This window comes from Lujinxingia vulgaris, from assembly GCF_007997005.1.
In the GTDB taxonomy this organism is placed as follows: domain Bacteria; phylum Myxococcota_A; class Bradymonadia; order Bradymonadales; family Bradymonadaceae; genus Lujinxingia.
This window is the reverse complement of record NZ_VOSL01000058.1, coordinates 37,724-52,378: the sequence shown is the minus strand read 5'-3', so window position 1 is coordinate 52,378 and position 14,655 is coordinate 37,724. Positions and strand designations below refer to the sequence as shown.

10 protein-coding genes are annotated in these 14,655 nt (G+C 66.5%); 2 read left to right on the top strand and 8 right to left on the bottom strand.

Annotated elements, in window-relative coordinates:
* Positions 1–59: 59 nt before the first annotated feature.
* From FRC96_RS14785 to FRC96_RS14755, 7 genes are all read right to left on the bottom strand, one after another.
* A complete protein-coding gene (locus FRC96_RS14785) occupies positions 60–1,871 on the bottom strand; it encodes a response regulator (protein WP_146975509.1) in 1,812 nt (603 codons plus the stop codon).
* Positions 1,872–1,948: 77 nt separating this feature from the next.
* Complete coding sequence (locus FRC96_RS14780; RefSeq protein WP_146975508.1) at positions 1,949–3,013, bottom strand: CheB methylesterase domain-containing protein; 1,065 nt, start codon at positions 3,011–3,013, stop codon at positions 1,949–1,951.
* On the bottom strand, positions 3,013–5,139 hold the full coding sequence (locus tag FRC96_RS14775; protein WP_146975506.1) for a hybrid sensor histidine kinase/response regulator: 2,127 nt from the start codon (positions 5,137–5,139) through the stop codon (positions 3,013–3,015). The genes FRC96_RS14780 and FRC96_RS14775 overlap by 1 nt, the downstream gene beginning before the upstream one ends.
* Positions 5,136–6,833 carry a methyl-accepting chemotaxis protein gene (locus FRC96_RS14770; protein ID WP_230470284.1) on the bottom strand — a complete coding sequence of 566 codons (1,698 nt, stop codon included), beginning with the start codon at positions 6,831–6,833 and terminating at the stop codon, positions 5,136–5,138. Before FRC96_RS14770 ends, FRC96_RS14775 begins: the two co-directional genes overlap by 4 nt.
* Entirely contained in the window at positions 6,826–7,431 is a 606-nt protein-coding gene (locus FRC96_RS14765; RefSeq protein WP_146975503.1) for a chemotaxis protein CheW, read from the bottom strand. The genes FRC96_RS14770 and FRC96_RS14765 overlap by 8 nt, the downstream gene beginning before the upstream one ends.
* Positions 7,421–8,962, bottom strand: a complete 1,542-nt coding sequence (locus FRC96_RS14760; protein ID WP_146975501.1) for a CheR family methyltransferase — start codon at positions 8,960–8,962, stop codon at positions 7,421–7,423. Before FRC96_RS14760 ends, FRC96_RS14765 begins: the two co-directional genes overlap by 11 nt.
* Entirely contained in the window at positions 8,959–10,416 is a 1,458-nt protein-coding gene (locus FRC96_RS14755) for a hypothetical protein (RefSeq protein ID WP_146975499.1), read from the bottom strand. Before FRC96_RS14755 ends, FRC96_RS14760 begins: the two co-directional genes overlap by 4 nt.
* A 199-nt stretch (positions 10,417–10,615) precedes the next feature.
* Here FRC96_RS14755 and FRC96_RS14750 point away from each other — a divergent pair, with 199 nt between their 5' ends.
* Positions 10,616–12,202 (top strand): FMN-binding glutamate synthase family protein, encoded by a 1,587-nt coding sequence (locus FRC96_RS14750; protein WP_146975497.1) that lies wholly within the window; start codon positions 10,616–10,618, stop codon positions 12,200–12,202.
* A gap of 319 nt (positions 12,203–12,521) precedes the next feature.
* Positions 12,522–13,916 carry an MATE family efflux transporter gene (locus FRC96_RS14745; protein WP_146975496.1) on the top strand — a complete coding sequence of 465 codons (1,395 nt, stop codon included), beginning with the start codon at positions 12,522–12,524 and terminating at the stop codon, positions 13,914–13,916.
* Between the two features lie 182 nt (positions 13,917–14,098).
* Here FRC96_RS14745 and FRC96_RS14740 read toward each other — a convergent pair whose 3' ends face one another.
* Positions 14,099–14,578, bottom strand: a complete 480-nt coding sequence (locus tag FRC96_RS14740) for a DUF4442 domain-containing protein (RefSeq protein WP_146975494.1) — start codon at positions 14,576–14,578, stop codon at positions 14,099–14,101.
* Between the last annotated feature and the right edge of the window lie 77 nt (positions 14,579–14,655).

Sequence of the window (14,655 nt, the reverse complement as noted above, 5' to 3'; positions counted from 1 at the left end):
GAAGATTTTTTCCCTGTTATTTTTTTCAGGAAATGTGCTCGCCGGTGCGTTCGGCGAGTTTAAGGTTCTTCGGGCGTGTCGCTCTCGGGCTCGGGGACGCGCAGCTCAACGGGTTCAGTGTCGGGGGCGTCGTGCAGGGGGAAGGTGGCCTCGAAACACATCCCGGCGTCGTCATCGAGCGGATGCAGACGCAGGGTGCCGCGGAAGGTCTTGATGATGTCGGCGCAGACCGAGAGGCTCAGGCCACGCTGTTCATTGCGCAGCTGCCCCTGATGAAAGGGGCTGATGATGGCCTGGACGTCTTGCTCGATGGGCGGGTTGCCGTTGGCCTCAATGATGATGGAGGCGGTGGAGGTGTCCTGGCGGACGCGCAGGATGACGTCGCGTTGATGTTGATCTTCGGGGAAGGAGCGCGCGGCATGAAGCAGCAGGTTGAGGATGGCCTGAACAAGTCGGACCGGTTGGGCGCGCACAAAGGCCAGCTCGAGCGGGGCGTCGATCGAGAAGTTCGTTCTGTAGCGCAGGGCGTTGTAGACCATCTTCATGGCCGTGGTCGCCACGTCTTGCAGAGCGACGGTCGTCATAGGCGGTGACGAGGGTGGCCGCGCGAAGTCTTGTAGCTCGCCCACGATGGTCTTGATGCGGGACATACCGCTCAGGTTTTCGTCGATGGTGTCCTGAAGATCGTCGACGAGGTGGCGCACGTTGTGGCTGCTCATCAGATCCTTGAGCGCGCGGGCGCGCTCCGGGTCGGGCTCCGTGGCGATGAGGGCGTCGAGCTTTTGCGTAAACGCGTTGAGCTCCGCGCAGTGGTGCTGGCGCACCACCGAGAGGTTGGCCATGACGTAGGCCGAGGGGTTGTTGATCTCATGCGCGATGCTCGCTGCGAGTTCGCCAATGGCCGCGAGGTGATCGAGTTGAACGAGCTGCTCGCGGATGATGTCGATGCGTTTGCGTTCGACGATGGAGGTGATGGTGGTGATGACTTCTTCGAGTTGTCCCTGCTTGTTACGGACCGGCTGGGTGTTGACCAGTACCGGCAGAGGTTCGCCGTCTTCGCGGCGGATCAGGAGCTCGATCTCGAGGCGCGCTTCGCGATCCTGGAGGGTGAGGTGGGTGGGGAGCGCGTCGGGTTGCAGAGGGCGGCGGTCAGGTGTCTGCAGCCCCAGGCGCTCGCACCACTGGGAGACGGGGATGAGATCGTCGATGCCGAGCATGCCTCGGGCGGCGCGGTTCGCCAGGCGAGTGGTGCCATCGGACCGGGTGATGATGACGCCAACAGGCACGGTATTGAGGACGCTGCGCAGTGTGGATTGGACGCTCTCGCGGCTGGCGCGAAGTTCGTCGCTGATCAGGTAGAGGTCTTCGAAAGCGGTGGTGAGGATGCGTGCGAGCTGACGATGGGTCTCGTCAATATCTTGCAGCTCGCCTTCCCATTCTGCGGGGGGCGGTGCGACGTCATGAGGCGTGTCGGGCTTGAGTACGCGGTCGATCTGGTGGAGCAGAAAATCGTCGCCGCGCTCTTTGGTCATGAAGTAGTCGGCGCCGGCGCCCAGACCGCGCATTAAGCTGAGGGCGTCGGAGAGGGCGGTCAGCAGTACGACTTTGAGGGGTTCGAAGCGGGAGTCGGACTTGATGCGGCTGCAGAGCTCAATGCCGCTCTCGCCGGGCATATGCACGTCGCTGAGGACGAGGTCAAAGCTGCGTTGCTCCAGGGCGCTCCAGGCGTTCTCGGCGTCGCGGGCGATCTCAACCTGGTGTCCGGCGTCTTCAAGCATCGCCGCCAGGTAGTGCGCCTGGGTGGGGCTGTCTTCGACGAGGAGGATGCGGGCTGGATGTGCGGCGGCGTGTTTGGACGTGATGCTTCCCATGAGGTGTCCCGTCGCTTGTAGAAATGAGGCGCGATGATGGTGCTCTACGAAAGGTTACAACATGGACGGCGAAATACCTAATCGGGGGGATGGAGCCCATGAGAAAGCTGACGGTCGAGGAGATGGCGTGGCATATGAGAGAGGGGCAGGGCGTGAGCGGCAGCCCCCGACTCCAGCGCGGCACGGGGCATGCCGTAGACGGCGCATCCCTGTTCGTGCTGGGCGATGGTGAGGGCGCCGCGGTGCCGCATGTGCATCAACCCATCGACCCCATCGCGGCCCATACCGGTGAGGATGATCCCCCAGGCGCGCGGGCCGTAGTTGTCGGCCAGCGAGGTAAAGAGGTGGGTGGCCGAGGGCCGAAACCCGCCAATCGCGGGGGCGTTGCTGAGGAGAATTTTGCCCTGCGACGCTCCCAGATGATGGTGATCGGGTGCGATGTAGACGCACCCCGGCCTCAGCGGTTGCCCATCGCGCGCGATGTCGATGTGCAGTCGCGTGTCGTGACTGAGCCAGCGGATAAATGGCGAGAGAAACCCCGCCGTAAAGTGTTGAACAATGAGAATGGGGGTGGGGAAGTCCGCGGGAAGCTCGATCAAGATCTGGTGGAGCGCGGCCGGGCCGCCCGAGGACGCGGCGATGCCGATGACCTCAGGCGTGGGGCGTTGTCTGGCGCTGCGTGGCGGCGACGATGGCGGATGCGAATGGCGCCTGCGCACGACTTTGAGTGCGCTCATGTCGTGGAGGGTCAAGAGGAGCTGCCCGCGTTGATGCGCATCGAGGTTGCTGATGAGACCGGGGAGCACCGTCAGCGCGCCGGCCCGAAGTCCTTCCATCGCGCGTGGGCCCGGGGTCTGGTCGACGTGGTGCGTGGTCGCGGCGATGACGATCGGCATGGGCGCGTGGCTCATCACCGCAGCGATGATCGATCGAAGCGACGCCCCCGGGCCGGGCGTTTCGGCGATGACCAGCAGGTCGGCTCGTGCGCGATTGAGGCGGTCGATCAGCGTGTCGGTGGAGCTGAGCTCCAGGCAGACGTCGAGGAGAGGATCGTCGCTCAACAGTTCCAGAAAGTTCTGGCGCTGCACGGCTTCGGGCAGTAGCAGGGCGACCCGAATCGGTGTGCTGGATGGCGAGGTCATCAGCGGGACGTCGGAGGAAGGAAGTCAGCGAGCGTGAGCAAGAGGTGGGCCGGGTCGAGGAGGTTTTTGACAATGTACGCGTCGGCACCGGCCTCCAACCCCCGGGCGCGATCTTCATCGGATGCGCGGGCCGTCACCAGGATGATCGGGAGCTGGCGGGTGGACGGGAGCTGGCGCAGGGCGCGGGTGAGTTCAAAACCATCGAGGCGAGGCATCTCGACGTCGCTGATGATGGCGTCTACCGAGGAGGAGCGCAGAAGTTCTAAAGCTTGCTTGCCGTCGCTGGCAACTCGCACGCGCCAGCCGGCGTCTTCAAGCAGGCGCTGGTATAGGGTGCGGGTGGTCACCGAGTCATCCACGATGAGCACCGAGCGTGTGGGGGCGGGGGGGGTGTTGAGGTTGGCCGGAGCGCCGGCGACACGGGCCAGGAGCTCGGTCGGTTGCAGGAGCAGAGCCACGTCCCCGTGGGGAAGTTGGGCGTACCCGCCGAGCAGTTTCAGGCCGCGCAGTCGTCGGCCCAGGGGTTTGACAACGAGCGTTTGCACGCTGTGCCAGTCCTCGACGATGAGGGCCAGGCGGCCGGAGCTTGAGCGCAACTCCACAACGCAGAGGTGGGTGGGCGTTTGGGCAGGCTCGGGCAGCGCGAGGAGGGAGTTGAGATGAACCAGACGTGTGCGTGGGGTGGTGTCCGATGTGGTGAAGAGTTTTCCATCCAGAAGCTCCACCTGCGCGCAGTGGATGCGGTCCAGGGAGGCGATGGCGGTGGTGGGCAGGGCGACGTCCTGGCCGGCGGCGGTGACCACGAGCGCCTCGGTGGTCGCGAGGCTCACCGGCATGCGCAGAAAGAACGAGGTCCCGCGTCCGGTTTCGGTGCTCAGGGCGATGGTGGCGCGCAGATGATTGAGGTGGTTTTGCACAATGTCGAGCCCCACCCCGCGGCCGCTGTGCGTGCCGACGGCGGTGGTGGAGAGGCCCGGGGTGAAGAGCATGGCCACGCGCTCCTCCTCGTCGGAGGACGCGGGCAGGTGCAGGTGTCGGGCCGCGGTGTTGACGGCGTCCCAGTCGATGCCTCGGCCGTCGTCACGAAAGACGATGTGGAGGTGATCGCCCTGGATGTGGGCCTCCACGTGGATGGCCGCGCGGGCGGGCTTTCCGGCGGCGATGCGCTCCTCGGAGGGCTCCACACCGTGGACCACCGCGTTGCGCAGAAGTTGAAGGAGCGAGGCGCTCAGTCCTTCGATGATGTCGCCGTCGAGGCGCAGGTCGCCGCCGCGGCAATGCACCACGAAGTCGCGCTCGGGGAAGGCGCGGCGCAGATCGTGAGCGACGCGCGCGAGCACCTCGTAGGTCAGGCTCAGCGGTTGCATGCGCGCGGCCTGGAGGCGCTCATTGAGATCCTCGATCAGGCGGCTGACGCGGCGGCTGTGGTTGTAGAGTGTCGCCGCGGCGTCGCGGGCGCGCTCGGGGTGATCGACCAGATCAGCAGCGAGGCGATCGAGGCGACGGTGGGCGGTCCAGAGCTCGCCGCCCAGGGCGACGAGGCGATCGATCTCCGCAGCGTCAAGCCGGATGTGTTGGGGGCCATCGGCGGTCGAAGCGCCCAGAGCTCGAAGCACCGCCGAAGGTGGGCGCTCGGTGGGTGGGCGCGACGTGTCGGGCGTAGCTTCAGGGGCGCGTTGTGGCGGGGTGGACGAGGTCTCGCGATCCCGGTTGGAGCCCGGGTCAGCGGCGGGTGGTTGTGGGGCGCGATCGGAGGTTGCGGAGTGGAAGAGCTCGTCATGGACCGGTTGCCCGGTAGCGAGCAGCTCCGCGGCCTGCTCAAGCGCGTCGGTGACCTTGAGAAAGGCGTCGATGAGCTCGGCCGGCAGATCGCTGCGGCTGGCACGCAGTCGCGCAAGCTCGTCTTCAAAGCGGTGGCAGGTGCGCTCGATTGCGCGTTCCTCGACAGCGCGGGCGGCACCCTTAAGCGCGTGAACGGCCCGAAAGAGGGTCTGCAAGGACTCGTGCCGCGCGGGCTGATCGAGCTGGTCGTAGTCGAGAAGTTCCGAGCGGATGCGGGCCACCTGCTCCTGCAGCTCGCCGATGAAGATGTGTCGCAGGCGGTTGCGAAGCTGGTCGGAGTTCATAACGTGCGCGCCTCAAGGAGTTCTTCGAGGCGGTCGACCATCTCGGTCAGCTCGCCCAGCGCGCGTTCGGCCTGGCCACTGGCGGCGAGGTGCTGTTGAACCACGCTCTCAATGGCACTCATCGCTTCGTTGATCTGGGAGATGCCGATGGCCTGCTGGCTGGAGGAGGCGAGGATCTGGTTGGCGGCGCGGGCGGTCTCCGAGAGGGTACGCGAGAGGACGTCGATGGTCTCGCCGGCGCGACGGGCCGAGGCGATGGTGGTGGACACGCTCTGGTCGCTGGCCTCGGTGGCCGCGATGGCCTCGCGGGTGGAGGTGTGAATGGTGGCGAGGATGGTCTGGATCTCGCTGGTGGCACCCTTGGACTGCCGGGCCAGCGCTTTGATCTCGGCGGCGACCACCGAGAACCCCCGACCGTGTTCACCGGCGCGGGCGGCTTCAATGGCGGCGTTGAGCGCCAGGAGGTTGGTCTGTTCGGCGAGCTCATTGACAGTGGCGGTGATCGAGGCGATCTGACTGGCGTTCTCGGCCAGCTCGACGACGCGACGGGCGAGCTCCTCGGTGTGGGTGCGCATCTGCTCCATTTGCCGGGTGGTCTCGGCGACGGTGTCCTGGCCTTCTTTGCCGATAGCCTCCGAGCGGCGTGCGGCTTCGGCGACGGTCCGGGCGCGTTCGGCAGACTGCTCGCTGGTGGCTGTGACCTCGTCGACGGTGGCGACGGTTTGCGAGACCGAGGCCATCTGCTCGAGCGTGCCGGCGTGTTGCTGGGAGCTGGTGGCGAGCAGCTCGGCGGTGGCGGAGCTGAGCTGGCTTGCCAGCTCGCGGATGATGCCCAGAAGCCGGTCGCGCTCGGCCTCTTCCCGGGCTTCGGCGCGACGATCCTGGAGGACGACAAGGCCGATACGCTCTCCGTCATGGCGCACCGCCGAGGCGCGGACGTAGACGGGGATGGCATCCCCGGAGTGCGGCAGGGCTTCGCCCTCCACGTCGATGGGTTCGTGCGCGCTGGCGCGCGTGATCAAGGCGATCGGGGTGGCATCGAGTTTGAGCAGGTCGCCAGCGTAGCGACCCTCGAGGTGTTCCGGATCCCGGCCAAAGAGGCGAGACGCAGCGAGGTTGGCGCCGGTGACCTCTCCGGCCTCATTGAGGGTGATGATGGCCTCGGCCGTCGCCTCAAAGATCGCGCTGGCGCGGGCGTGTTCGACGGTGGCCACCTCGCTGGCCTTACGCTGCTGGACGAAGGCCTGGTGGATACGCTCGACCATGGCGTTGATGGCCTGACCGAGGATCGCGATCTCATCGCCGCTCGGATCGCGCGGGGCGCGGTGATCGAAGTCGCCGTTGGCGATACGCGCGCTCGCCACCGAGAGCCCGCGCAGTCGGCGGGTCGTGGTGACCAGGGAGACGGCCGTCACCACGCAGATGCCTCCCCCGAGCATCAGCAGCGCAAACATGGTGTTACGGATACGCTCAAGGTGCTCGTTCGACTGGGCCTCGAACTCGTCCAACGTCTCCAGGCGGGCCTCGCTGGAGCGCGCCTCCATGATCATCTGGTGGCTCTTTTCGAGATCGGAGGCCAGGGAGAACATGACGATGACCACGGTGATCATCACCGCGATCGTTGCCATCGTCAGAAACGCCAGGCGTGTCGTCAGCGAACGAAAGGGGGGCGGCGTGATCTCAAGCTCATCCATCGGGGGTCTCATTCATCAGTCGGGCCGATGCGGCCGTAGTGTCATGAAGGTCAAACGCGGGATCTTCAAGAATAGCGTCGGCGTCGAGCCAGAGCGTCTCATTGTAGAGGCGTCCAAGCACAAAGGTGCGCTCCTGATCTCGGGACACCGGCTGCAGGTGATGAGGCTCCGGCTCCGGGGTGCGGGTGTCGGCGTCGACATCTTCGCAGGCCAATGCGAGGCGAAGGTCGCCCTGGCCCAGAATCACCGCCCAGGGAAGATCGCGCACGCCCACCGAAGGACGTCGCCAGAAGAGGTGCAGATCGAAGACCGGCAGCAGCTCGCCCTGGTCGAAGGTCGCGCCGAGAAGCGAGGGCGGGGCGGTGGGGATGCGCAAAAGGCGCTCCAGGCGAATGATGCGCAGCACCCGTCGCGAGCTGAGCGCGTAGCGTTGGTCGCCTCGCGAGAAGAGGGTGATTTCGGCGCGCACCGGGCTTGCCGCGGGGTGGCGAGGTTGGGTGGCGGAGGGGCGGGGCGCACTCGCCAGGCGAAGTTGATGCTCGGCGTGGGTCATGCGGCGGCGTAGCTCCGACCAGCGCCGGTGAGGATCATCCGACATGGCCGTCTCCCGATGGGGTCAGGGTGTGTAGTGCGGCGTCGACTTCGGCGCGCAGCGCTGCGATGGTTCGGCCTTCTCCCAGCGTCACAGACTGGTCGCCCGGACGTGCCGCGCAGCGCTGCTGGAGGGAGGTCAGTGTGGCGTGGGCGCGCTCACGGTTGGCGAGTTGCATCCAGACGAGGGCCTGCAGGTGGAGGGCCATCAGAAAGCCCGGCTGCAGGTAGAGCGCGCGGCGAATCGCGTCGAGCGCAGCCTGGTCATCGCGCTGAGCCAGCGCCAGCCGGGCGCGCAGGTAATGGAAGTGCGGGTGTTGCGCCAACATCGCTTCATAGTTTGGCGCGGCGCGGAGCGCACGCTCCACATCGAGGTGGGTCAGCGCCCGCAGGTGCAAAAGCGCCACCTCCGGCGAGGGCTCCAACCCGGGCGCTTCGAGCACGCGCACCGCCCCGGCCCAGTCCCGGGCCTCAAAGGCAGCGCGGGCCTCCTCGAGTGGCGAGGGCGTTGAGCATGCAGACGCCGAGGTCGCGGCGGCCTCCCGCTGTCGCGACACCGCCGAGGTTGGCATCCGCTCTGTGAGCGGCGCGGGATGAGCGAGGGGAGGATGGTCTATCGCGGGCGCGGCGCGCTCGGTCGGAGCCTCGAAAGGTTGTGTGTTTGCGCGCTCCTGCGGCGATGGTGCCTGCTCCGGCCGTCGGTAGATCAGCCCGCCGGGCGAGGGGATCACCTCGAAGGGGGCGTGCTCATAGAGCAGCGGGTCCGCCGGCGCGCAGAAGAGCCAGCCCCCCGGGCGCAGCGCCCCAAAGAGGCGGCGGGCGACGCGGGCCACGGCCTCGTCATCCAGGTAGATGAGCACGTGCCGGCAGAGGATCAGATCGAAGTTTCCCCGGGCGCCCGGGCCGGGCGCCGGCGTCCCACTGACGAGGTTGTCCTGGGCGAAGTGCACCGCGCGCCGCATGTGTTCGGCGACCTCAAAGTCCGCGCTCTCATCGCTGAGCAGCGCGCGCAAGGGCTGGCACGCGCGCCCGCGCAGCGCCCAGGGTCGGTAGCGCCCCCGACGCGCGACATCGAGCACCCCCGGGGAGAGGTCGGTCGCCCAGAGCTCGCTGCGGCCGAGCTGGCCGTGCTCGTCGAGGAGCATCGCCAGCGAGTAGATCTCCTGACCTTCGGAGCAGCCCGCGCTCCAGCAGCGCAGCGGGGAGCCCGGTGGCAGCGCGCCCAACACACGGGTGGCGATCGCCTCGAAGTGCTCCGGGATGCGAAAGAAATAGCTCTCCGAGATGGTCAGCGCGTTGCACAGCGCGTCGAGCAACGCCGGCTCTTGTCGGGCGCGGGCGACCAGCTGCGAAGGTGCAATGTGGTGCTCGCGCACGAGCTTTCGCAGCGCGCGCAACGCGTGGGTGCGACGCGCCCGCGGGAACACAAGGCCGGTGCGCTCCTGCATCCACGCCAGCACCGGCCGAAGCTCGCTCAGCGAGATGGGCGCCCCGACCCGGCTCTCAGCCGGGGTGGGCAGGCCGGGCGTCGGGCTCACGGGTTGCCCTCGTAAAAAAATCGCTTCTCGGTGATCTCCAACACCTCCCAGAGCATATCGCGGGCCGACGTATCTGCGCCCAGGCCTGTGATGCGCGTCTCTCCCTCAATGGGTTCGGTGTAGTAGACGGTCACCAGCACATTCTCATCTTCCTCGGCCAGGTGGGTCGAGGCGCCGGCCAGCTCCACACGGTGCCCCTGGTCAAAGCCCATCAGGTCGGTGGGTAGCTCGGGGTGACCCAGGGCGTCGGGGCCGTGTTTCTGAAGGTGCGCGCGCAGCGTCTCCAGAATCACGCGGCTTCCCGGTTCTTCTCGAAGCGTGGGGCTGAGCAGGTCATGCAGTGCGGCCAGATCGTTGCGTTTGACCGCGGCGATGAATCGGTTGACCGCGCGCGTGGCCTCATCGATCTCCAGGTCGGAGCTCTCGGCGGTGCTGGCGAGCACCGGGTCGTCGCACCCCTGCACCAGGTTCATCTGCGCGGTGAGCGTGATGAAGAAGCGCTGCTCGGGCATCGCGCCCGTGCTGGTGATGTGTTGCTCGCGGGTGGACTGCACCCGGGCGAAGAGCACGCGCCCGGCCTCGCTGACGACGTAGGTCGCGGCGTAGTCGTCGGTGTTGGTGATCGTCACGTGCACCGGCTCCGGCGTGGCGCCCTGGCGTGAGCGCATGTACTCCTTATAAGGCCCGGTGGACCACTCGGCGCGGAGCAGCGCGGCGCGGCTCTCGCCAAGGTCGAGCCAGCGCTCCAGGGTGACCTCGGCCTGGTGGGTGGTGCCCTGAGGTTTGGGGTGGGTGTAACCGGGCGGAGGGGTCGCTTTGCCGCGCCGCGCTTCAACTTCGCTGGAGCTTCCGCGCTGGTGAAGGAGCGGGCTCCAGGTGGTGCTGCTGCCCGGTGCGGCCTGAGCGGGAAGCGCCGGAAAGAAGATCGTCAGGCCGGGAAACTCGCCCATCGCCGACCAGAGGGCGGTAGGGCCGTCGTCCTCAACGAGGCGCTGCCCTTCGGCTTTGAGCAGGATCGGTGCCAGGGCATCGGCGGCCAGACCGGGGTGGCGCACCCGATCCTCGTCGACATACTCAAAGCGGTCGATCGTGCCGGCATGCAGCGCCCAGCGCTCCCCTTCAACGCGCGCGCTGAACGAGCCCTGTTGCGAACTCTTCAGATCGACGGCCCGCCCCATCGGGCTGAACTCCTCGGGGGCCACAATGGAGGTGTCGGCCACAAACTCATAGCGAAGCGGGCAGAGCTTAAACGCCTCCAGATCGTAATGAGGCGGCTCGGCGGGGGCCTCGTTGAGCGCACGCAGCGTGATCGTCTCGGGCAGCGCCTCCACAAAGGCCTCCGGCGCCAGCTCGCCAGCGGGCTGCGTTTGCGGCGGGGGCTCGCTTTTGCGATCGCACCCGATAATGAGGGTCGCGGTGGTGAGCGTAAGGAGCACAAAGAGGGGCTGACGCATAGATCGTTCCGAGGTCGGGAGCGCCGCGAAAAGCGCAGCGATGGGCCATGTAGGATGTGCGTCATCGTAGAGGAGGCCGCCTTCTTTGGCCAGCGAGCCGCCGCTGTGTTAGCGTGCCCCCGATTGACACGTCGCCCCCCTCTTTCCAAGTCGAACATAACGAACCCATCGCCCCGGCGTTGGGTGTGTGAGGTTACCCATGGTGTGGACGATCTCCGGCGCGATACTTCTCTTCTTGTTGCTCGTGGTGGTCTATGATGTGACCCAGCGCAAGCACGCGATCCTGCGAAACTTCCCGATTATCGGGCACTTCCGCTACATGCTGGAGTCGGTGGGGCCGGAGCTTCGGCAGTACATCGTGACCAACAACGCCGAGGAGCGGCCCTTCTCCCGCGACCAGCGCCGCTGGGTCTACGCCTCGGCCAAAAAGCAAAACAACTACTTCGGTTTTGGCACCGGCAACGATCTGGAGACCTCGCCGAACTACCTGGTGATCAAGCCCTCGGTCTTCCCTTACCGCGAGCCGCAGCCGGGCGATGAGGATTACGATGAGCTGCACCCGATCGGCTGCGCCAAGGTGCTGGGCGGGGCGCGCGGGCGAGCGAAGGCCTTTCGGCCGAAGTCGGTATTTTATGTCTCGGCGATGAGCTACGGCTCACTGAGTGGGCCGGCGGTCGAAGCGCTCAACCGCGGCTGCGCCCTCTCGGGCGCGCTTCATAACACCGGGGAGGGCGGCATCTCGCCCTACCACCAGCACGGCGGCGGGCTGATCTGGCAGCTGGGTACCGGTTATTTCGGTGCGCGCGACCGCGACGGGAACTTCTCCATCGAGGAGCTGCTCGCCAGGCTGGAGAAGCATCCGGTCAAAGCCATCGAGATCAAGCTCAGCCAGGGCGCCAAGCCCGGCCGCGGCGGGGTGCTTCCCTCCGAGAAGATCACCGCCGAGATCGCCCAGATTCGCGGCATCCCGATGGGGCGCGACTGCATCAGCCCGGCGTCGCACTCCGCGTTTAACAACGTCGATGAGCTGCTCGACTTTGTGGAGTCCATCGCTGAGGCCACCGGCCTGCCCGTGGGGATCAAGTCCGCCGTAGGCGATCTGGGGTTCTGGGAGGAGCTCGCTGACAAGATGGTGCCCGGCGACCGGGGCGTGGATTTTATCGCCATCGACGGCGGGGAGGGCGGCACGGGCGCGGCGCCGCTGGTCTTCGCGGATAACGTGGCGCTTCCGTTTAAGCTCGCGTTTTCAAGGGTTTATAAGATCTTCGCCAGTCGCGGCATTCAGGACAACATCGTCTTTATGGGCACCGGCCGGCTGGGCTTTCCAGAAGCCTCGCTGCTGGCCTTTGCGATGGGCGTCGACATGGTGGGCGTGGCCCGGGAGGCGATGCTCTCGATCGGCTGCATCCAGGCCCAGGCCTGCCACACCGGGCGCTGCCCGGCGGGGGTGGCCACGCAGAACCGCTGGCTGATGCGGGGGCTCGATCCCACCAACAAGGCCGCGCGCCTGGCCAACTACATGGTCACCCTGCGCAAAGAGGTGATGTGGCTGACCCGCGCGGTGGGCGTGGCGCACCCCTCGGAGGTGACGCTGGATCATTTCGAGATCCTCGACGAGTGTTTTGGCGCGCGCACCGCCCGCGAGATCTTCGGCTACCCGGCCGCGCACATCGAGCGCCCCTCGGTGGACCCGGCGCCGCCTGTAAAGGTTGCCGGCGAGTCGGCGCCGGTCTCCCGACTGGCTGCCGATTCGAGTGCGGAGGAGCGCGTTGAGGCTGAGGTTTGACTTCGGCCTCGCCATCTGATTGAAACGTGACATCACCCCCCACCCTGTGGGGTCGATGACCCGCCAGAGCTGACCGGGCCTGGCGCACCTGCAGAGTTCGGAAGACCATGTCCAACCCCATCCTCCCCCAGATTAGCGGGCCAGCTGCCGGCGGCAGCGGCCACGTCTTCGGCGTCCTGATCGCCGACCCTCCTGCGGTAAAGAAACGTTAAATTTACACAAATAACGTATTTTTCTAGCGCCGCAGGAATCCCCTCCTGCGGCCTTTTGATTTCTTGCCAGGTTCGCAGGGATTGCCCTGACGCAAACGAGGTAAGAGATGTTGCGACAACCCGGTGTACATCAGCGGCGCCGCAGCCTGGCCGAGCGCATCCCACGGGTGGCCAGCCTGTCGTGGCCGATCGTGATCAGCATGCTCTCATTCACGGCGATGGAGCTCGCCGACACCCTCTTTGTAGGGTGGCTGGGCACCGCGGAGCTGGCGGCGGTAGGGCTGGCGACGACGGCGACCTTTCTGATCAACGGATTTTTTATGGGCACGCTCCAGGGGGTGAGCGTGGTGGCCTCCCAGGCCAGCGGGTCCGACAATAAAGAGCGCGCCCTGCAGAGCGCCAGCGCCGGCGTGTTGCTGGCGATCCCCTTCGGGCTGGCGGTGGTGGGGCTGAGTCTGCTCGATGTGTGGATCTTCCAGGCGCTGGGCGGGGAGGCGCACGTGCAGGCGATGGCCCGCGAGTACTTCGGGATTCGCGCGCTGGGCGCCGGGCTCTGGTACGTCTCGCTGGCGCTCTGCAACTACTACCAGGGCGTGGGCGATACGCGCACGCCGATGAAGATCAACATCCTGGCCAACGCGATCAACATCGTGCTCGACCCGATCTTGATCTTCGGCTTCGGCCCGATCCCGGCCATCGGTGTGCAGGGTGCGGCCATCGCCACGGTGATCGCCCAGGGCGTGGGGCTTGTGGCGGTGCTCTGGCATTTTGCGCGCCACAGCGGCTTGCTGCGCCGAGTGCCGATGGAGGTGGTGCGCTCGATCGGTCGGCTGGGTCTGCCGATGGGCGTGCATTACGTGCTGGGCATCGGCGGGTTTACCCTCTTCACCGCGCTGCTCGCTCGCCTGGGCACCGTGGAGCTCGCCGCCCACCAGATCGCGCTGAAGGTGGTCAGCGTGAGCTTTTTGCCCGGGAAGGGCATCGGCCAGGCCGCCACCATTCTGGCCGGCCAGCACGTGGGCGCCCGGCATTATTCGGAGGTGGCCCGCTCCTACCAGGCCGCGCTCGTGCTCACCTGGCTTTTGATGGGGCTCTTCGGGGTGAGCTTTGTGCTCTTCCACGAGTCGATCGTGGGCGTGTTTACCAGCGACGGGGCGACCATCGCGTTGGCCGGGAAGTTGTTGATTGTCGCGGCGATCTTCCAGCTCTTTGACGCCACGGTGATCGTGACCGCGGGCACGCTCAACGGCGCTGGCGACACCCGCTTTACGATGTTTGCGGGCATTGCCGGTTCCTGGTTTTTGCTGGTGCCTTTTGCCTACCTCTTCGCCTACGTGATGGGCATGGGCGCGGTGGGAGCGTGGATGGCGCTGGTGGTCGAGATGGCGGTGGTGGCCGGTGTGCTGGCGCTGCGTTTTCAGCGGGAGGGCTGGCGGCGAGCGCTGGTCGATCCTCAGGTTCGTCGACCGCTGCGCGCGCGCCTGCGTCGCCGCGCGGCCTGATCCTTTCAATCAGGCTGATCCGGCGACGTTGCTGACGTCATGAACAACCCTGGCGAGCGCGGGCTCGTCAGGGTTTTTTGCTGCCTGCGCCCGAAGGTGAGGGGCGAGCCTGGAGGACGCGACCTTCGGGGCGCACGAGGTTGTTGCGCCGTGCGGTCGAGCGGCCCTTTTCTGAGCGACGCTCAGGTCGCTTTGCGCCGGATGTAGAGGGTTTTTTCGACCCGCGCGACGAGCGCGCCATCCTCATCGCGGATCTCGACGGGGAAGACCGGCTCGTAGACGCGTTGGTCGTCGAGCGCGCGCCAGACCTCGTCGATGTCGCTCTGGGTGAGGCGAAACTCAGCGTGCACCGTGGAGCGCCCCGGGCGCTTGAAGTCGATGGTGGCGGATTTGTCCCAGACGATGACCTCGGGGCCGAGGTTTTTGAGCAGCATCAACATGTAGAAGGGGTCGACCATCGCGTAGAGCGAGCCGCCAAAGTGGGTGCCCACGTAGTTCTGGTTGGTGAGGGTAAGCGGCATCTCCACGCGGATGTGACGGTAGTCTTTGGAGATGTGACGCACGCGGATGCCCGCGCCCAGGTAGGGCGGGTAGAGGCGCAGCACCAGATCGAGGCGTTCGGTCATCGCGCGGCGCGCGCGCTTGAGCAGGGGGCGTAGCATGGAAGAACTCCGGGCGTGGAACAAAGGGGCAACTCTGGCGAGGGGGTGGGGCGTTGGGCAGGGCCTGCGCGCAGTGT